Here is a 19,665-nt window from a genome sequence, read left to right on the forward strand (position 1 = left end):
CTTCTGCCGGGGCGCGCCCCGGCAGAAGCTCATGGCGCCAGCATCAAATGAATTTCCAGACCTGAAGTTACACCACCAGCATGACGCTACTTGGTTGAGCTGGCATATGGCACGTAGGACGAATGGTGCAATGTTTGTGCTCTAACCGGTGCCTGATCAAGGCCAGTACGAAGCGAACGAAAGAAAACGATGACCAATCGAAGGTCTGCAACCCTCATACGTGTTCTTCTCGTCCTAGTGCTCTTGGGTGTCACCTGGTTGCCGAAAGAGAGGCATATGACCGTTTTCTTGACGGGTTACAGCTATTGGGACAACACGCCGCCAGCCTCTGCTATCATCGGGCGCCCTGTCATACATCAATTTGCCGCAGGCACAGGGACTTACGACGACCCTGTGACCTTGGCGGTGGGCTGGCGGATAGACGGGAACAAAGTATCTGAAGATTTCCAGCCTGGCACACGATTTTATATTCCGCGCTTACGCAAATATGCCATCGTCGAAGACTTGTGTGGAGATGGGGCAAAGCCTCAAAGCGGGCCTTGTCACATTGGGTGGGAGGGATACCCTTGGCTGGATATCTATGTCGATGGCAGTACGCGCAATGCTGAGGACAGCAAGCGCTGCATGGAAAGCTTTACGGGCATCCAATCGGTTCTGATAGCGCCAAGACGGGGGTACCGCATCTCACCCGGACCTATCGTGGAAAGGGGATGTCAGGTCTTTTGGAACAGGCCGTAAAAACTGGCTTATATGCCCGCGCTCAGACAGCGTTTTGCGACATATGCGGCTCAGCCCTCCCCTTTCAACATATGTGCGATAGATTGAAGAATGACTGAGTTCGTATTGATATCACTGTAGGTTTTGCTCGCCTCCCCCGTCCTTTGGTTGATACTGGATGCAAAACCATAGGGGGTCTTGGCCTTCTCTCTCACTATGGCCAGCAGCGTATCACAAAACGGATGGTCTTTATATGCAGACCACAAGTAAGCGGCCTTTGAGCTGATCGAGAGATGCTCATCACGAAAGGCCTGTGTGCGATGAGCCTCCAAGCCCGCGACCGTGTCAGTCGCCCACACGCGCCCCTGTGCATCAAATTGCAGTCCTTGGTACAAGAACCAAGGCGCGTTGGGAATAGGCCCTTCTGAAACGCAGATGAGCCTTCCGGTTTCCTCATGCTCTTCGATTTGAGCTGCCAACAAAACATCCGCGAGATAGGCTGATTCAGCAGACATGCCGAACTCCAGCGCTTCCATCAGCAGAGGTTCCGCACCAAGAGGGCCAATATGCCCACAGACTTCTAGCAAAGCCATCTGACCGTCAGGACTGCTTTTGCCTTGGAAAACTTCATAGGGCGACTTCACTTCGATGCCCCAAGTTCGAAAAGCCCAAGCGGCATAGTGCGCGCAATGTGATCTGAAGGTTGTTTCGAGTTCGCCGTTCTCTACAGAGTAGACGATTCCATCCTGAACAATGTCACGTAGATCCCAACGCACAACGGTGGGGGCGGCGCGTTCTTTTACCAAAGGATGCAGATCAAGGTTGTATAAAGCCGCCAGCAGTCGTCCCGCATCACACCCATCAAAGTTTCTGTTGCCCCATTTGAACTTGTCTGTTGCGATCCACCCTTGCGGCAGCAGTCGTCCTTGGGAGCGTCGGCCGGCAATATTGGGTAAAATGCGACCGATCGCGCTTTGGAACTTCTGGGGCGAGATGAGCTCAAGGTCGACCGCCGCCATGAGCGCAAAGATATGGCTCCCCACATCCCACATTGTCACGGTTTCATGCAGCCTTTGTTGGCCGGTAGCGAAGTTCACAGTGGCGGGGCAAAGACCTGTTTTTGGATTGGTCCATCGTTCAAAATACGACCAGGCAACCTTGGCATCGGCCATCAATCGAGCGCGGTTTGTGGCACTGGGTTCAACCGGCGTCTTTACGAGTTGCGGCTGATAAGCCTGCGTTCGGCGAAAATGTGTAATGTAAGGGCCTGTGGGAACGAGACGTCTTACATAATCTGGGAGCGACACCAGCTGAGAAATGCCGTCATTCTCGATCGCATACAGGGCATTTTTGAGAATACGTCTGTAGGCTTGATTTTGTATAAGCTCGGCTGAAACAGCCAGGATACAATCTGTCGTCCCAAGAGACCTGTCCAAAGCTTCTTTAGCGGTTCTGATGTCTCTTAGGCGCACTGTCGGCAGGCCCAAAACGTTCTGCGACCTCAGGCCCGCTCGGGTTTTCTCAGTAAGCTCAGTTGCGATCCCGTAGCCGCCCCCAGCCGAAACCTCAGGGGACGCATGACGCCCTTCGTCAAAGAGCGCAATAGCATCCAAGGGTTCAGTTAAGGGCGTCCCCTCCTCCAAAGAAACCCAGTACCTCAAAGCGGCGTTTGAGGTTGTTTCTGACCCAGAGCTTGAGGGTCGGCCTTCACCCGCCAGTTCGCGCTGGAAATCAGCCAAAGCGGCCTGATCTTCTGCTGTCGCATTCTCCCCTAGAACAAAATGCAGCCCTACAAACCTCTTATAAGTATAAGCGTCCCGAAACTGGAGATCGGACGCGAGGATAGGACTGACCCAATACGCGCCTGTCTGGCGCAAGACTTGAGCGGCAAAAGCAGAAGCCGCAAGGGCAAGCCCTGCCAAAGGGATGGCCAAGAAGTCTTGCGCAGAAAGGTAGAGGACGCGTTCCACGGCTTGGGACTGGGGAAAGCTATAGGCTTTCTGCGCAGGCTGAAGTTGGACGCGCTGCCCACCAACTAGTCTGACCACGCCGTCATCCCACGCCTCAGGTCTGACATCAGTGCTCACCTGAGGACGCATTAGAACATTGCGAATGCCAGAAGCCCGAACGCCCGAGGGGGCCATGGTCGTGGGCATCATATCGCAGGCAATGGTTTGGTTTTCAGCGGCATAGGGAGAGTAATCTACGGTGCCCCATACGGCTTTATGCAAGGCAAGGCGCGCGTCGTGAACTGCGCGCGCTTGGAAGTATGAGGTCATGCCTGCAAGATCGTTCACCACAGGTACGATTTGAAGCAAACCGGGTGTTTTTTGCAGCCGTGTTCTGAGAGCTTGGGAAAGCGCGCTGCCTGGCTCTAGATTCCTTGCATAGTTGGGGTTGACCAGACAGCTCACAGGCAACCCTTTGCGGGCGAAGGCGTCCAGAACAATCGCGATGCGCTCAGGGTCGGTGGCGCTGTTGATATCGTCCATCACAACAAGAGTGTTCTGAGGGGTGGCAGTCGCGCTACGGCCCAGTGAAGGATGGGCTAGCAAGAGCGGTGCTGCCGACCCCCATTTTAGAAAGGTGCGACGCTTGATCATGTCAACTTTGCTTGGTCAAATTGAAAGCCTTCACGCGTCATACGCCCCCAATTGGCCAAAGAGCCTGTCATAGCGCGCCAGAGCGCCCGGATGACTGAGAGATACAAGATCTGACGATAGAAAATCCGTTGCACTGGCAGCAAAAGCAACAAGCGCGGGTTCTCTGTAGGGTCCCACCGAAAGGCGATAGCGGCACTCGCAATCTCTAAAGCCGGCAAGGCCAGATAGGCGATAAGCAACGGGCTGGTTATGACGCTTGCAAAATCAGGCTCAGTCGCGCCGAAATTCGCGCAAAACTCTATGATGAGGATCACCAAAAAGAGATCTGCCAAGGGCGCAATAAGGGGCATCAAATACCCGAAGATCGCTAAGTCTGGCAGGGCCACGAGACCTAAGTTGCGACGCTCGACCGTCGCGCCGAGATGCTTCCAGCCAGCTTGCATCATGCCGAGCGACCAACGCAGCCGTTGGGTCATCAATGCACTAAGAGACCTTGGCGTTTCGGTCGATGCAACGGCCCGATCTTCATAGATCACTTGATAGTCTGATCGTATCATCGCCATCGTCATGTCAGCATCTTCTGTCAGCGTTTCAGTTGAGAAGATACCCGCTTCCATCAGAGCTGTCGTGCGCCATGCCCCGATTGCGCCGGGCACAACGGTGATCGCATTGAGATGTTCTTTGGCCCGGCGTTCAACAGCTTGTGCCGTGATATACTCAAGCGCTTGGAGGCGGGTGAGAAGATTGTCTCGATTGCCCACCACCACACGACCGGCTACGGCCCCCACTTTGGGGTCCTTAAAGTGCGCAGCCAGTAGGCCCACGGCGTCAGGAGCGATTTGGGAATCCGCATCGATACAGATCAAAATTTCGCTTTGAGATTCATCAAGGGCTGCGTTGAGCGCCGCAGCTTTGCCCCGGTTGGGCTGCCTTAGCACGGTCACCAGCGGGTGATATGCGAAGCTGATCGCTTTCTCGTAGGTGTCATCGGTCGAACCATCATCCACCACGATGATATCGAAATCCTCATACTCTGAATAAAGAGCTTTGCGGATGCATTCTTCAATGACGCGCGCTTCGTTATAAGCAGGGATCACGATTGTAACCGAGGGCACGTGCTCTGAAGGGGGCGCTACATGGCGCTGGCGTCTTGCAGCTAAAAGAAGAAGGCCGAGAGAGCGAAAAACCCCAATCCCAAACACGGTCCAAAAAGCAATCGTAAGAAGAGACCAGCTGTTACCCACGGCCAAAAAGGACATGTTGCCGAAAGTCGATGTGACGCGGTCGCCTTCTGGCAGCAACATCTCTGGTGAGACCCCCAGAAGGTCCGCAAGAGTGGTGAAGGTGTAGCCTTTCTCCCGCAGTTCAGAAATCACCCGGGGGAGAGCCGCCACGGTTTGGCTCTGGTCGCCGCCCCCATCATGAAGCAGCACGACGCCCCCGGCATTGAGTTCTACCTGCCGGATAATCTCATCTGCCAGCTCATCGGCGGTTTGAGTGATCCAGTCGCGCGGCACAACATCCATTCCGGCAATAATGTAGCCCGCCTCCTCAAGGGGGAGAAGAGAGGCGACCTCCTTGGAGGTGATCGGACCGCCGCTGCGCATATAGGGCTCGCGGTAAAGCCGCATGTTCTTGCCAGTTATGCCATTGATCAACAACTGCGTGGAGTTGACTTCAACCTTTGCCCGGGAAGCGGACACTTCTCCCATATTGGGGTGCGAGTAGGTATGAGACCCCAACTCATGACCTTCTGCCAGAATGCGTTTTACCAGTTTTGGAGCGGCGATCGCGCTGTTACCCAGAACAAAGAATGCGCCGGGCGTTTGGGTTTCGCGCAAAATATCCAAAGCGGCGGGGGTATGCTGGGGGTGAGGACCATCATCAAAGGTCAGGACCACCTTGTTGGGCGCACCGGCGCCGTAAAGCCGCACAGCACCCGCTCGGGGCATCTCGCTATAGCTCACCGATGTCACTTCTTGGGTTGTGGGGTCCGTCTGTACAGCGCGTCTGCCGACCTGTGGCATGGCGATTGGCGCGACAAATGGGCCTTTACCGAAAAGCTCAACGTAGTCTGACAGAACAACATTTTCGAGGCGCGCGCCCGATAATGTCATGCCGCGGCTCGTCTGATCAAGGACGGCCCAAATGCCAGGGTCCTCATAGCCCAGCCCACTCAGACCAATTGCAGTGACCCCTTGGCTTTGCAGTGCAAGAAGTTGATTTTGCACCGAAGCGGCGTCAAGCATCCAGACCCGGTGTTGTAGTCCCTGAGCGTCTATATAGTTCGCCCGGGTGTTCCCGGCCTGCGGGGCAAACTCTGCGGTGCCCCCCTCTTTAGCAAGCGCAGACATGGTCTGCGCAAAGGACCGTATTTCTGGCAAAGGTTGGCCCGTGACCCAATCAACGGCATGGGTCCCCAACTCAATAACCAGCTTTTCAGGTGCCACATGCTCTTGAAGGGAGGCCACATGCGCTTTGAACCAATCCTTGTCCGCCAATGGCTGAGGTGCGGAGCCAATCCAGTACTCCTGATAGCCATTGACGATGACCGTATCGAAGAACCGGTTCGCTAGGACCAAAAGGGTGTTGGGCGTACTGCTTGGAAGCTTCACGCAAGATGTAAATCCTTGCCTGCTCAATGCCGCCGCAATCTCTTGACCGAGCGTACTGAAGGCCCGTGAAGACAGAGGCACCAAGGGGCTTGCATCAAGACAATATCCCGTCACGGCCTCATTTTGAGTCGGGCGCTCAAAGAAATTCGTCAGGGCCCTCGTCACTTGCTTAGAGCCGTCGGGGGTCGTCAAAAGCCTCGTTGCGGCTGCGTCGAGTTGGAGCAGAGGCATGATGTCTACTTGAGGGCTCTTCTCGATATACTCTAGCACCGGATCGCGGGTGCCTGAGCTTACGCCAACAACTTGTGCCGCCCCCTCAGCCTCCGTGATATGGAACCAAGTGGGCAAGACCACATGAAGGGTGTCGCAGCTTTGCGGAAGGGATTTTGCAGCCCAAGGAAGCTTGGCAGGAATGACCGCATAGACTTTTTGTTTTTGCGCCGGTGCATCCCCTGACACACACTGGTATTTAAGTGCTTCTTGCTGGGCATGAAGTTCGATTGCTGCAAGGCTTGGCGCTTCTTTATCTTCCTCCATGGGGAGGCGCTGCCTCTCAGACCAAATGTTTTGCTCTTTTAACATACTGATAGGCTCAGGCAGTGCGGCCTCCAAGCCGCCATTCGAGCCCACCATGGCTGCAAAAAGTATCAGCCAAACAACGGCACCAATAACAGCAGTTCCGAGTGAAAAAAGAACGCGTGTTTTTCTTCGGTGGCTAGGGTCCAGAAATACGCGATCCGACAGCCCGCGGCTGGTGCGCGTTTCGTGATATCCCCGCTCACTTCTCGCTGCTTTGTCAGCGCTTCTCTTAGGCCGCCCGATATTATGCATTCACGCTTTCGCATCTATAACTGGTCGTATAGGAGCGTTTTGCGGCACAGCGCCGAAATCCGGCGTTAAGCAGAAGCGATCGGGGTCGCGTTAAAAGATGAAAGGAACACAGTTCAGTTGAAGGGTGCCCTTAATTAACCTGCGATCACCTATATCGTATTGGCGCGCGCGAACCCGTTCGAAATCTAAATGCTTTGCCTAGCCACAAAATCTATACAGAAACGACTATAGATAAAGGCGAGAGTGTGTCATCATATTGCCCAGTTTTCGCCCATTTTGCAATCTGGGGTTGAGATATTGTTTCCCCCAGTTAAACGCTGAGCCAAAAGCAATTGAATTGATGACAGAAAATCTAGAGCAGCTACTTCAGCTACAAATAAAAGGTAGATCAGCGATTCGCGGCATTCGCGACAACTGCGCCTCCTTCATGCCATCTTCTATCTGAGAATCGTTGACTGAATCGCAGTTTTGGGCGACTTTAAGTTAATCGTGTATCCTACAGCACACGGTTAACCCAGTGGCGGCTATAGCTTCGGCTGTAGCCGTCGTTGTTTAGGGCGCTGGAGTTTTGAGCACTTAATAGCGCGAGATTGCAGCCCACTTTGCAGGTGCCGCACCCAGATGATGCGCAATGCCTTAAAGAGCAAAAACCGATCATTCGAACCGCAGCGTCAGCCCAGAACAGGTCGGCACTCTACTTCTTTGGCCACTACCAGAGAAAGGAAAAGGAGCAGCGCTTGCTCCGCTACACCCCGAGCTTATTTTTAAGCGCCAAAACCTCATTTTGGTATATGTAGCCGCGGATCAAGTTTGGATCCCCCTTAACCGGCCACCATTCTGTTTGGCCGGGGTAGCTCCGCCAAACGCGGTCAAATCGGTCAACCACATGCAGAATACAACTTTTCTCTCCTGGTGAGCTGCCGGCCCGGCCATTATTGGGCCAGTACCAGGTAAGGTCATGACACATACGCCCGTATTCATCGACGGTCCATGAACCCGCGCCTAGGCTGTCGCTGCTCTGCGCGCACCATACACGCGCTTGATTGTTCGGCCCGAAGTAAATGCCGCCATCACAATCACCGCCCCATTGTTCAGTCTTGCCAATATAGGCCGCGATGATCTGGCTCGGTGCAGGTGTCTTGGCGCCGTAGGGCAAGGGGTCAGCAAATGCGCTGACCGGCAGAGCGGCAAGAAGGAGCCAAGCAAACCAAGATTTTCGAGACAACATGGAAAACTCTTTCAACCAAAGGGACGATAAAGGGTATGCTCAGCGGATTTGTAGCTCAAGTCAACGTTTATTCCGCAAAGTGATTGCCCAAGAAATATCCGGTATCGTCGTCTCTTGATGATTTGGACGCGAATACATGCGATGCTTTTTTGTTGGTCGTAGGCTTCACAAGACCGAGACGATAATCGCTGAAGCTACTGAAATACCTTGAGTATATAACACCGCATGCATATGAAGCTTGTCATAGGTCTGTCTCGAAATAAAAGTGGAACGTATATATGGTTGATAAAGCTGAGCTGAAAGCGATGTCTCGAAAAGAGCTCGAAAAGCTTTTGAATGAAGTTAAAAAGGCGTTAGCAGCGGCAAAAGCGAGAGATCACCGAGAGGCAAAAAAAGCCGCTTCCAAAGCAGCTGCCGAGTTTGGCTTTTCGCTGGGTGACATTGCAGAGCCAACAAGCCCGACACCTGCAAAGACGAAAAGAAAAGCAAAAACCCCCAAAAAACCATCAAAACCAGCCTTTGCCAATCCGTCTGACAAGTCCCAGACTTGGACGGGAAAAGGCCGACAGCCCAACTGGTACCGCGATCAGATTGCCGCAGGTGCCACGCCAGAGGCAATGCGCATCTCTAACTGATAAAGATTTGGCCCTCGCGGCAGCGAGGGCCTCTAATGCTTCACTCGCCACGTTCTCGCGCTTCGGTCCTGTCTTCGGAATTAACAAAAATGGGACAATCGATTGAGCGGGTAATCGTTCGGCGCGACTTACAAGTGCTTGAAGTAAAGCGGCAAAAATACTGTCGCTCCGTTATACGACAATAGCTACCCCAAGCAGTTTTGGCCCGCCGCTTTACGAGCTCAAGAATCCAGCGCCGAGGTTTGTACAGATAATCTACCCCAAGGACGCAAAGTTACTTTGACGCCACTTTCCCGTCATTTTTGTAGCCAGGTTTCCTTTGCTCGCCTATCCTTTTGAATACGTGGTGATTCTCCCGCCTGGGTTGCACGAGGGTTGCCCTTGGTAAGGTTATTCTATTCAGGAGTTTTAGCATGGAACAACTCACGGTTGGAGATGTCCGCCCTCTACTCACGCTCGCGGCGAGCAGCCCTTTATTGGACGACTCTGAAGGCCTCGCGTCTCAACTACGAGACATTATTATCAGTCTTGGAGTGACGATTACCCCTGAGCTTGATGAAGCGCTGACTTTGATTGAGAACAACCCAATCCTCGTTTCGGCAGGTGTTGAAGAGTTTCGAAGCGCAATTGAGAACCTGCCGGACGAAACTTTGCTGAGTGAGGTCGAAGGCTTTGGGACCGCAGAGCCTGGTGATGGCACTGGTGATGGCCCCGATGTCACACAAGACCAAAACGGCAATGATATTCAAACGTTCACACTGCCCTTTAGCGGGACAACAATATCCGTGGAGGATGATGGTGTCACAGTCACCTTGCCGGGGGAGGAACCTACGAAACTTGTCGGCGTAGAGCGTCTTGAGTTTATCGATGGCACATTATTCTTGGATGTCGAGGATGGCGCAGGTTTGGTCAAAACTGCTTACGACGCGCTGCTTGGCAATGACCAACCCGATGCGGCTGGTTTTGACTTTTGGCTCGATCTCTACGAAGGGGGCACAATCGATACCTTTGCGCTTACAGATGCGTTCACGCAAACGGACGCCTTTGCTCAGCAATATGGTGCCGTCCTAGACAATGCTGAGGCCTTGGTTCAGTCCATCTACAATAATCTTTTTGATCGCGAAGCGGATGCAGCGGGACTGACATTCTGGAAAGAATACCTCGATGCAAATGGGATTGCCGATTCCGTCGACGAAGCCCTGGCCTATATGATGCAGTCAGAGGAGTTCGCAGGGCTGGTCGGGACCACATATTCCGAGGGTATTTTCGTCTAAGAAGTTTTAGTTGAGATGGCAGACTGAGCGCTGCCATCTCGGCCTTGCGTAGAATTTACCTACAGAACCCATCTGTGTCTTAGCGCTTCACTCCTTCGATACCCGCTCTTTGGGTCGGATTTAGAAGCACGACATCGGACACGAACCGAAGGTCGCTAAGCATCCTTTAGCCCCATGTCATCAGGAGAATGTTGGTTTGCGCGACACCTTATCTCCGATTTTCGTTACCAAACCGCTTCCTTCCGAGAAGGAGTTTTCCATTGTATCTCTTGTCGCCACACAAGAGCGCTATGATCGTTTGCTTCGTTCGCTCTCGGCAAAGGGGTTTAATAACGAGAACTCAGAGTTTCTCGCGATCGACAACCGTAATGGGAACAGCTTTGATGGCTATTCGGCGTTGCGAGGCGTCTTACCTGGTCTGAGTGGGCGTTATATCCTCTTCACCCATGATGACATCGAACTGATATCTGACGGGATAGATGAGCTTCGCAGACTACTGGCCAAACTAGAAGTCCTTGACCCGAAATGGATGCTCGCCGGGAACGCCGGGGGTGTCTTCATAGGATCAGGGGATACCCATTTTCTGCACCTCGATGATCCCCATGGAAGCTTTCGCCTGCCTACGTCCGACCCGGTCCGGGTCTGGGGCCTAGATGAGAACTTCCTCATCATGCCCAGGCATCGCATGCCGCTGCCCTCATTGGACTTCTCAGGCTTTCATCTGTTTGCGACGGATATGTGCCTTCAAGCCCGCGCTGCGGGAGGAACGAGCTATGTTATCCCCTTCCTGCTCCGTCATCACGGAAAAGGCCTTGTCGATGGCACTTACCCCAAAGCTCAAGAGAGGCTTGAGCGCAAATACAGTCAACTAAGTGTAAAAGGCCGAATCCAAACACCCGCGGCAGCTTTGGCGTTCGGATGGCGGGCGAAGCTCGACGCCTTCTTGAGCCGGCAAGGCCAACGGCTCTATCGCATCAAGGCCAAGTTTGGCCGGTTATTTGCGCGGCTTGGCGGGCATTCGGGCCCAAACTAAGGGGCACAGAGGAGAAGCATTCTTTGCCCATGCCGATAGGCAAGAAACGCAGACCTTCCTTAGGCGATGAGGTCAAATAGGGCCATATCACTCTTGAAACCGATGGTAGAGACTGTTCCACCATCGTCAAAAGACCAGCTTTTGGCGTAGATCTCTTGTGCGCTGTCGCTTCCCTCAAAGGCATCCATATGAATAAATATGATTTCTGTGGCCAAGTTGACGACTTTGACATTGCTGTAGGTGTGCAGCAAGAATTCTAGGAAAACGCGTGCATCCTGATCAAAGGTCTCAAAGCCATGGGCCTCCTGAAACGGGTTTAGCGGGTGTGGCGCATCCATCCTCCCCTCGGGGGCCATCAGTTGGATGAGCTCAGTTTCAGCAATTTTGTCGAGACTGGTGATCTCGAAACTATCGAAAGCTGCGTCAAAGCTCTGCAGGAAACTAATCTCTTTAACGGCTTCAGGCGCGGCATCTGCAGACGGGGTCTGCGTAACCTCTTTGGTACTTGTGATGTTTTCCAAGTCCTGAGCGGAGACATCATCCCAGGTCATAGAAGCCGGGGCACGCGTAGAAAGAAGCGCAATTTCAGTGCTATGCATTGGTTTTGTGATCTCAAACACTACAGGAGTGTCTACAGTCGCATCAATATCTAGCGCCTCTGCCTCCGCTCCATCGTCAGACAGTGCCGTCGTATCAATCTGTCGCTGTTGTGGGTGCATTGTCTCCGAGGCCAACAAGAGCGAAGCTTCTTTCGCTTTGACTTGGGTGAGCGCTGCGGACAGACTTGCTAAGCTTAACTTTTGAGAGGCGCTATCGTCATTGACGATTTCAACAGCATTACTTGCAGGCAGTGGCAGGCCTACAGCAAGAGCAACAAGGCTCAAGCTGGCTCCTATGGCTTTAGTACCATGTCCCGAGGAGCTAAAAGACAAGCCTTCGCGGCTGGTGGACGCGATCGTTCCCTGTTTGGCTAGGTCCAACCCTGCGGGGAGCTGGGGCGCTTTCTGCGAGGCGAGCGGCTGATCACCTGAGTGATCTGTTGCAGGGTTTAAGTTATCGACTGCGCTCTTATCAGCAGCAGTGGGTCCTGTGGCTTCAGCCTCCCCTGCGGCAATCATTGGGGTGGCTGCAATAAGCTCATCTGACATCAGATAGATCGACCACACCAGCGCCGCCAAAGCCGCTGCGGGATGTATGAAGACCACATCGCGATTGCGCTTTGAAAGCGAGACAACGTTTTGCGCCCTTTGCCCGGTCTGCGTTACCGGCTTCACCCGATTGGAGAATTCAGCAACCAGATCTTGCAGGCTATCGCCCTTAATGGGGGCATCCTGCATCTGACTAGTGACCATATAAGCCCCGTCAAAACGGCTAAAATGAACCAGCACCTCGTTTTGGCTGTCCATAAAAACAAACCACGGATCTCCTTCATCAGTGATCCCGCGGTCCACGTGGGTTGTCACACCCGCCAGCGCCAGAATTCGCTGTGTGCGGTACAGGTCCGCTAGTTCCTGATTGGACCATCCTGTGTCCGAGACGGGCAGACTGCTGGGCTGTTGGAGGTAGGAAACGTTGGCATCAGCCTCTGAGAGACCATCATCGACGGCCTTCTCTTCTCTTGTACTGCCATAGAGGTCTGACATCTTGAAGCTGCCGGGCCCATCCTCTGTCTCGGTCAAACCAGAGACGGCCAGCGCAGTGGACCTAACAGACCGTGGAAACCGAATAACATCAGACATCAAGTAAATCCTTTGCGCCACCATATCATTTTGAGGACAAAGTCCAAGGTGTTATAGTTGATAACACTGCGCGCTGCGATTGTCCCGAAAAGTGCATTGAGCTCAGACTTATCTCGACGATCTTCTAGGGATGCGCGGAAAACGACCTCCGCTTGCGAGCGAGCGGAACCTAAGCGTCTTCTGCTCCAGTTCGATTAAGCCCTTTCCTCGCAGTTTGAGCTGTGCATACTGAGCGTGACCTTCATTGAAAAAGCGTTTATAGCGAAACGACTATGTTTGGCTGTGAAAGATGTTTATCCAATGAGTGCCAGTAACCCGCTTCAGCAGGCCTACCGGAAGTTCCGCGCCATTTTCGGGGCGACGATCCTGTTCAGCTTCTTTGTGAACTTGCTGATGTTCGTAGGCCCTCTTTACATGCTCCAGATCTATGATCGGGTGCTTTCCAGCCGAAACGAGATGACGCTCGCGGTGATCACCGCAATCGCCGTGGCCCTTCTCATCACCTATGGTACGCTGGAGTTTGTCCGCTCGCGTATGCTGGTGCGTGCAGGTCTGCAGTTTGATAGCATCCTCTCGCGGCCTCTATTTGACCGCGTGGCTCGGATGCAATTGGTCAATCCGGCAAGCGGCGCGCGCACCACTCTAGGTGATGCAGACAAGGTCCGCAGCTTTATTACAGGGCAAGGCGTACTGGCCTTTTTTGATGTGCCGTGGACCCCGATCTTTCTTGCGCTGTGCTTTGCTTTCCATCCGTGGCTAGGCTGGGTAGCTGCAACAGGTACGGTCGTGATCTTTACCCTCGCGCTTCTTAATGAATACCTGACCCGTAACGCGCTGCAGTCGGCCAATACAGAAGGTCAGCAAGCGTCCGAATTTGCCGGGGCAACCATGCAGAATGCTGAGGTCATTCGTGCAATGGGAATGCAAGACGCACTGGCGGAACGCTGGCAGATCAAGCGCAACGGAATGCTTGTGTCGCAAGCAACAGCCAGTGATTGGGCCGGCGCTGTCATGTCGAGTTCAAAGTTTGTTAGAATGGCGCTTCAAGTCGCGATCCTCGGCACCGGTGCTTATCTTGCGATGCAAGGGGAGATCTCCGCAGGCGTCATGATCGCAGCCTCTATCGTGATGGGCCGTGCTTTGGCTCCTGTTGAGCAGGCCGTTGGACAATGGAAAGAATTTGTTGCGGCACGCCAATCCAACGCCCGGCTGAAAAAGCTTTTTGAAGCTGTCACCGAGGAGCCTACACGCCTTCAACAGCCGCAGCCGAAAGGGCATCTGAGCGCTGAAGCTGTCACGACTGTTGTCCCCGGCACCCGCGATACAATCCTACGGGGCGTCAGTTTTGATTTGCCTGCCGGGAAGACGTTGGCCCTCATTGGCCCCAGCGGGTCTGGGAAATCGACTCTGGCACGCCATCTGGTCGGTGTGGGCGACCCGATCAATGGCGCGATCCGTCTTGACCAGGTAGAGCTTCCCCATTGGGATCGCAATCAACTGGGCAAAACCATCGGCTATCTGCCGCAGGACGTAAAACTGTTCTCGGGCACCGTCGCCGAAAACATCTCCCGTTTCATGGAGGGGGCCACCGACGACGACATTATTGCGGCCGCTAAGCTCGCCGGGGCCCACGAAATGATTTCAGGTCTAAGCGATGGCTATGCCACTCAAATCGGCAATGGTGGCGGGCGCTTGTCTGGCGGTCAACGACAGCGGGTGGGACTGGCCCGGGCGCTTTTCGGCAACCCCTCTTTGGTGGTACTCGATGAGCCCAATGCCAACTTGGACAGTGAAGGCGAAGACGCTCTGGCACGGTGCCTCACCCAGCTGAAAAACGAAGGCAAAACGATTGTCCTAGTGACCCATAAGGCGAACATCCTGAGCGCCACCGACTTCACCTTGATCCTCAAAGACGGAACGGTGCAACGCTTCGTGGCCACAAAGGAACTGTTGCAGCCTCAGCAGCAGCCCAAACAACAAAAGCCGCAGCAGCAGCCCCAGACCATATCGCTTTCCACAGCCAAGCTGTAAACTTTGGCAGGATTTGACCGAAGCCCACAGGGGGCGCTGGTCCGACCCTGATCAAAGTGACAAAACAGCTCTCATGCATACAAAGCGACCAGAGATTTAGGATTCAATCGTGGCAACAACAGAATCGACCCTGATTGCGGGCCAACTGAAAAAGATGGCGAGCCCGCGGAAGTATTCTTTTGCAGGGTATGTCATCTTGTTCATTACCTTCGGCATCCTAGGCACTTGGGCATATTTTGCGGTCATCGCCAGCGCTGTGGTAGCCCCTGGAGTGGTGGCGCTGGAAAGCGACCGCAAAGTCGTGCAGCACCTTGAGGGCGGCATCGTCCAAGAGATCTTGGTGCGTGAAGCAGACTTTGTAGAGCAAGGTGACCCTTTACTCGTGCTCGACAATATCCAGGTCAATTCGGAAATAACGGTGCTTGAGCAGCGGCGTGCCACGTCAGAAGCCCTGATCGCTCGGTTGGTTGCAGAGCAGACCTTTGCCGAAGAGATCGACTTTTCCCCTGATCTGCTGAACTCTGAAGACCCTCACGTGAAAAGCGCGGTAGAAGCTCAACGCAACATTTTTGAAGACCGCCGATCAATCTTTCTATCGCAAACCGAAATTCTTGAATTCCGCGCAGAGCAGTTGAACGGTCAGGCGGAAGGCTACGAAGTCCAACTCGCTGCTGTGGAACGACGCCATGCGCTGCGCAACGAGCTTTTTGAGCGGATGCGCACAGGCGAAGAGCGGGGTGTGATCGAAAGCAATCGCCTTTCCGAGATGCAAGATGAAGTGATCCAGATCGAAGCCAGCATTGGGACGGCCATGTCCGATATCGCTCAGGTTAAAGCAGCTGCGGGAGAGGCACGTCTCAACATTCTCAAGCTCAAACAAGAATATAGCGAACGGGCCAACAGCGAACTTAAGACCGCACGCTCCGAGCTTGCTGAGATCAATGAAAAACTGACCGTGGCCGCTGACCGGATGCGGCGCACAACTATTCTGGCGCCTACGACCGGTAAGGTGCAAAGCCTCGCCGTAACCACGCGTGGCTCCGTGATCCGCTCTGGTGAGATTCTGATGGAGATCGTTCCCAGTGATGAGACGCTCCTCATCGATGCCAAAGTCGCACCTGTAGATGTCGACAACGTACGCCCCGGGCTTGAAACCGAAGTGCGGTTTTCTGCCTTCAAGGCCCGCCTGTCCAAACTGGTGCTGGGAGAAGTCCTGTCGATCTCAACTGATGTTGTGACGACCAAAGACACGAACGAGGCGCCTTACTATCTCGCGCGGATCAAAGTGCCGGATGAGAACCTGACTGACGAAATACGAGAAGGTTTGACCGCCGGCATGCCTGCAGATGTCGTTATTCTGACAGGTGAGCGGACCGTGTTGCAGTACCTGTTAGATCCTCTGTCCGAAGCGATCTTCAAAAGCTTGCGCGAAGAGTAATTACAAAGAAAATAAAAGGTGCTTTTGGTGAGACGTCCAAAGATCCGATGGGAGATGATGTGAGCAAGGTCAAGCGTATCGGCGATTATATAGCCGCGTTCTTCAAGCTGGGACGCACCGAGCGTATGGCCAAAGAAGCCCATCGCAACATGCGGACGATCGAAGAACGGTTTAACGGTTTGGAAGCCCGCGAGCGGCGCTTTCGGGACGGGATTAAACAGATGGTTCAGGGTGAGACCCAAGCCCTGATGGCCCGCAATGCAGAACTTGCGCGGAATTTTGTCGAACTGTCTCGCCGCTTAGATCAGGTCTTACTCGCCTCCCCAGGTGAGCGGACACAGCCCCCCTACCCTACCCCGGAAATTCCGAAGGCAGGGGGCCTCGAGGCTGTCATGGACAGTTTCTATCATCGGCTGGAAAACAAATACCGCGGCTCCGTCTCCGACATCCGCAATAGGCTACGCGTCTATCTGCCTGATGTGGAAAGCGCTGTCATCCGCACGGGCGGCAAACCGGTCATGGACATCGGCTGCGGCCGAGGAGAATGGCTGGAATTGCTGAATGACGCAGGTCTTAGCGCCATCGGCATCGATACCAATTCAGTGCAAATTGGCGAAGCACAAGAAAAAGGACTAGATGCGCGGCAGGGAGACGCGCGCCGCGCGCTAAGCGAGGCAGAAGACAACTCTTTAGCCTGCATCAGTGCGCATCATCTGATCGAGCATTTGCCCTTTGAAGAAGTGCTCTGGATCACGCGAGAAGCCATGCGTGTCCTGGCACCAGGGGGGGTGCTTCTGTTCGAGACGCCTGATGTGCGCAATGTTCTGGTCGGGGCGACGTCGTTTCACAATGATCCGACGCATTTGCACCCCATGACCGATCCGGTGCTCACCGTTCTGTTCGAAACGGTAGGATACCAACCCATTGAGACGCGCCGGCTGCACCCTCATGAGAAGCTCGCCGAGTTCATAGCCAAACCAGGTTTTGACCCGGAGTTGGCCAACTTGATGTTTGGGGCCCAGGATCTCGCCATTCTCGGCCACAAACCTCTTCAGGAGGTTTGAAATGCGGGTTGGTGTCGTCCGAACCCAAGTGCCCTTTGTGACCGGCGGAGCCGAGCGTCATGCGGCCAGCTTAGTGAGCGCTCTGCGCCACTATGGGCATGAGGCCTGCGAGATTACTCTGCCCTTCAAATGGTATCCTGTGGAAACTTTGACCGACAGTATCCTCGCCGCGCGCCTAACGGATCTGTCCGAGGCGGAAGGGGTGCCGATCGACATGATGATCGGGCTTAAATTTCCCGCCTATCTCGCACGGCATCCCAACCCGGTCTTCTGGCTGATCCACCAACATCGGCAAGCCTATGACCAATGGGATGCAGGCACATCAGATCTGCTGGACAGCTCCGAAGGAATGATGGCCCGTGATATGATCCGCGCGGAAGACCGGGCGGCTTTTGCGCGCAGTCAGCGCCCCATTTATGCGAATTCGCAAAATGTCGCTGGACGGCTGAAGACATATCTTGGACTGCCTTCGACGCCTTTGTACCATCCCCCACCGCTCGCGGACCGAATGACACAAGACGCATTTGGTGACTATCTTTTCGCCCCGGGTCGTCTGAACCCCTCGAAGCGGGTCGATCTGATGCTGCGCGCTTTGGCCAAAACCCCTGGGCCAATGCGCCTGGTCATCGCTGGTGTGCCAGAAAACCCCGCCTACCTAGACGATTTGCGAGAATTGGCCGCGGCTTTGGGGATTTCGGGGCGCGTCGACTGGTTGGGCGGCATCGATAATGAAACGATGATCCGACACTATGCCCAAGCCCGCGGCGTCGTCTTTACGCCGCAAGATGAAGATCTGGGCTATATCACGTTGGAGGCCATGCTCTCGGGCAAGCCGGTGATCACGACCACCGACGCCGGTGGTCCGCTGGAGTTCATTTCCCACAAGCAACAGGGTTTGATTACCACTCCCGATGCGGAGGCGCTCTCGAAGGCCTTCACCATGCTTTATGAAGATGCCAGCTTGGCCGAAACAATGGGTCAGGCTGGGCTCGAGCGCTATCAAAGCATGCAGATCTCGTGGGAGCATGTAGTGGAGACGCTAACCGGAGAAACGGCAAAGCCGGCCCCGGGACCTGCGCAGATCGCGGCCCTTGAAGCAAAAGCCGCAGCCACGCCGGCCGAAGAAGCGGTGGCGCGTGTACAGGCTGCCGTGGCGCCACCGCCTGCGCCGGCCTTGCCTTTTGCCTCCATCACCGACGTGCTGCAGGCCTATGCCTTTGACACCATGCCACAGGAAAAAGGTGCGGGGCCCGCGCCGGTTGAGCCTGGCTTGGCGCAATATCTGGGCTCTCATTGGACGCGCTACTTGACCACTTTGCATCATGTTGTCAGCTGTGCTCCGCGCGACATTCTGGATGTCGGTGTCTTTCCGCCTTTGGCCTTTGAGGCCATGGTCGTAAACGCCCTTAAGGACGTTAAAATGAGCGGGATTTGGGAAGGGCCACATCCTTATGCGCAGTCGGTCAAAAGCCTAAACCCGGCCTACCCTGATTTTGATATTGAGCTGCGCCCTGCCAACATCGAGCGTGATGTCATGCCCTATGGGGATGCGGAGTTCGACATGGTGTTGGGCATGGAGATCTTCGAGCATCTCGCTCTGGACCCGCATTTCTTCCTGTCCCAAGCGGCCCGCGTGTTGCGGCCGGGCGGGCATATCATTCTGACCACGCCCAATGTCGGCAGTCACCGCGGTGTGCGAAAGATGCTGGATCGCGAATCCCCCTACTCTTTCGGCCTTTTTGTGCCCACAGGCGGGGTCTACGGGCGGCACAACCGCGAATACACCCCCCGGGAGGTAGAGGCTCTTGCCCATGGCGCAGGTTTTGAAACCCAGTTCTTGGGCACAACAGATGTCTATGACACCCATGTGGACCCCGCGACTGCAGCTCTCATGATTGCCCGCGAAGACGCATTGGAACTACGCGGAGAAACAATTGTCTTTGTAGGGCGGAAAACAGGCGTGCCGAGTGCCCCCCCACCCGGGCTCTATCACGGCGATCCTGCACGGCTCTCAGGTAAACTGGTTTTGACTAAGGACGAGGCCGAGACCGGGCTTACGCAAATCACCGCTCAAAACACCTCTTCAAGCTGGTGGCCGGCGACGGGAAATCAAGCGACGGCTCTCTTGGCAGAATGGATTAACGATGCTGGCTATCTGGTTCATACCAATGTCATTTTGCCTCTGAGTGAAGCTGTGGCACCAGGAGGAGAAACGACGTTCAGTTTCCGCCGGGCTCCGGATCAGCCAGGTTTGGGAACGCTGCGGCTGCAGCTCTTCCAGACCGGTGTCGGGGCCTTTACTGGTACAGGACGGGCAAACCTTCTGGAGCTGCCCTGCTCTGAAGCCACCTTCTTGGCTCTCGCCAAACAGGCAATTTGATGGCTGATGTAGAACCGCGCCCGACCCTCCATTGGATCAGCCCCCTCCCTCCGGCTGAGACAGACATTGCGCATTAC

The 19,665-nt window shown here is 54.6% G+C and carries 12 protein-coding genes; 8 read left to right on the forward strand and 4 right to left on the reverse strand.

The genetic code is table 11. The features are described from left to right. Nucleotides 1–276: 276 nt before the first annotated feature. Complete coding sequence (locus ACGYKA_RS17930; protein WP_394439464.1) at nt 277–738, forward strand: hypothetical protein; 462 nt, start codon at nt 277–279, stop codon at nt 736–738. A 50-nt stretch (nt 739–788) separates the two neighbouring features. Here ACGYKA_RS17930 and ACGYKA_RS17935 read toward each other — a convergent pair whose 3' ends face one another. From ACGYKA_RS17935 to ACGYKA_RS17945, 3 genes are all read right to left on the reverse strand, one after another. Continuing rightward, the gene (locus ACGYKA_RS17935; RefSeq protein ID WP_394439466.1) at nt 789–3,209 is read right to left on the reverse strand and encodes a DUF3131 domain-containing protein; all 2,421 of its coding nucleotides are present in this window, start codon (nt 3,207–3,209) and stop codon (nt 789–791) included. A 107-nt stretch (nt 3,210–3,316) separates the two neighbouring features. Next, complete coding sequence (locus ACGYKA_RS17940; protein ID WP_271690084.1) at nt 3,317–6,766, reverse strand: glycosyltransferase; 3,450 nt, start codon at nt 6,764–6,766, stop codon at nt 3,317–3,319. Between the two features lie 745 nt (nt 6,767–7,511). Then, nucleotides 7,512–7,994, reverse strand: a complete 483-nt coding sequence (locus tag ACGYKA_RS17945) for a DUF995 domain-containing protein (RefSeq protein ID WP_394439468.1) — start codon at nt 7,992–7,994, stop codon at nt 7,512–7,514. A gap of 278 nt (nt 7,995–8,272) precedes the next feature. Between ACGYKA_RS17945 and ACGYKA_RS17950 the strand changes: the two genes are divergently transcribed. The 3 genes from ACGYKA_RS17950 to ACGYKA_RS17960 all read left to right on the forward strand — a co-directional run bounded on the left by ACGYKA_RS17950 (nt 8,273) and on the right by ACGYKA_RS17960 (nt 10,936). Beyond that, nucleotides 8,273–8,629 (forward strand): H-NS histone family protein, encoded by a 357-nt coding sequence (locus tag ACGYKA_RS17950; RefSeq protein WP_271690082.1) that lies wholly within the window; start codon nt 8,273–8,275, stop codon nt 8,627–8,629. 413 nt (nt 8,630–9,042) lie between these two features. After that, nucleotides 9,043–9,903, forward strand: a complete 861-nt coding sequence (locus tag ACGYKA_RS17955) for a DUF4214 domain-containing protein (RefSeq protein WP_271690081.1) — start codon at nt 9,043–9,045, stop codon at nt 9,901–9,903. 196 nt (nt 9,904–10,099) lie between these two features. Next, nucleotides 10,100–10,936: a hypothetical protein gene (locus ACGYKA_RS17960; RefSeq protein WP_394439470.1), complete on the forward strand. Its 837-nt coding sequence runs from the start codon at nt 10,100–10,102 to the stop codon at nt 10,934–10,936. Between the two features lie 59 nt (nt 10,937–10,995). Here the strand turns inward: ACGYKA_RS17960 and ACGYKA_RS17965 are convergent, their stop codons facing one another. Continuing rightward, the gene (locus tag ACGYKA_RS17965) at nt 10,996–12,675 is read right to left on the reverse strand and encodes a hypothetical protein (protein WP_394439472.1); all 1,680 of its coding nucleotides are present in this window, start codon (nt 12,673–12,675) and stop codon (nt 10,996–10,998) included. 234 nt (nt 12,676–12,909) lie between these two features. Between ACGYKA_RS17965 and ACGYKA_RS17970 the strand changes: the two genes are divergently transcribed. The 4 genes from ACGYKA_RS17970 to ACGYKA_RS17985 all read left to right on the forward strand — a co-directional run bounded on the left by ACGYKA_RS17970 (nt 12,910) and on the right by ACGYKA_RS17985 (nt 19,588). Next, the gene (locus tag ACGYKA_RS17970) at nt 12,910–14,706 is read left to right on the forward strand and encodes a type I secretion system permease/ATPase (RefSeq protein ID WP_394439474.1); all 1,797 of its coding nucleotides are present in this window, start codon (nt 12,910–12,912) and stop codon (nt 14,704–14,706) included. A 109-nt stretch (nt 14,707–14,815) separates the two neighbouring features. Next, nucleotides 14,816–16,144 carry an HlyD family type I secretion periplasmic adaptor subunit gene (locus ACGYKA_RS17975; RefSeq protein ID WP_271690074.1) on the forward strand — a complete coding sequence of 443 codons (1,329 nt, stop codon included), beginning with the start codon at nt 14,816–14,818 and terminating at the stop codon, nt 16,142–16,144. Nucleotides 16,145–16,203: 59 nt separating this feature from the next. Further along, nucleotides 16,204–17,208, forward strand: a complete 1,005-nt coding sequence (locus tag ACGYKA_RS17980; RefSeq protein ID WP_394439476.1) for a class I SAM-dependent methyltransferase — start codon at nt 16,204–16,206, stop codon at nt 17,206–17,208. Nucleotide 17,209: 1 nt separating this feature from the next. After that, nucleotides 17,210–19,588 carry a glycosyltransferase gene (locus ACGYKA_RS17985; RefSeq protein WP_394439478.1) on the forward strand — a complete coding sequence of 793 codons (2,379 nt, stop codon included), beginning with the start codon at nt 17,210–17,212 and terminating at the stop codon, nt 19,586–19,588. Nucleotides 19,589–19,665: the final 77 nt, after the last annotated feature.

The sequence above is a fragment of the Sulfitobacter sp. 1A15106 genome (assembly GCF_043556995.1).
In the GTDB taxonomy this organism is placed as follows: Bacteria; Pseudomonadota; Alphaproteobacteria; order Rhodobacterales; family Rhodobacteraceae; genus Sulfitobacter; species Sulfitobacter faviae.

Coding starts and splice junctions, on each gene's coding strand:
- ACGYKA_RS17930 (WP_394439464.1), top strand. CDS start 277: ATGACCGTTTTCTTGACGGGTTACAGCTATTGGGACAACACGCCGCCA.
- ACGYKA_RS17935 (WP_394439466.1), bottom strand. CDS start 3,209: ATGGACGATATCAACAGCGCCACCGACCCTGAGCGCATCGCGATTGTT.
- ACGYKA_RS17940 (WP_271690084.1), bottom strand. CDS start 6,766: ATGCATAATATCGGGCGGCCTAAGAGAAGCGCTGACAAAGCAGCGAGA.
- ACGYKA_RS17945 (WP_394439468.1), bottom strand. CDS start 7,994: ATGTTGTCTCGAAAATCTTGGTTTGCTTGGCTCCTTCTTGCCGCTCTG.
- ACGYKA_RS17950 (WP_271690082.1), top strand. CDS start 8,273: ATGGTTGATAAAGCTGAGCTGAAAGCGATGTCTCGAAAAGAGCTCGAA.
- ACGYKA_RS17955 (WP_271690081.1), top strand. CDS start 9,043: ATGGAACAACTCACGGTTGGAGATGTCCGCCCTCTACTCACGCTCGCG.
- ACGYKA_RS17965 (WP_394439472.1), bottom strand. CDS start 12,675: ATGTCTGATGTTATTCGGTTTCCACGGTCTGTTAGGTCCACTGCGCTG.
- ACGYKA_RS17985 (WP_394439478.1), top strand. CDS start 17,210: ATGCGGGTTGGTGTCGTCCGAACCCAAGTGCCCTTTGTGACCGGCGGA.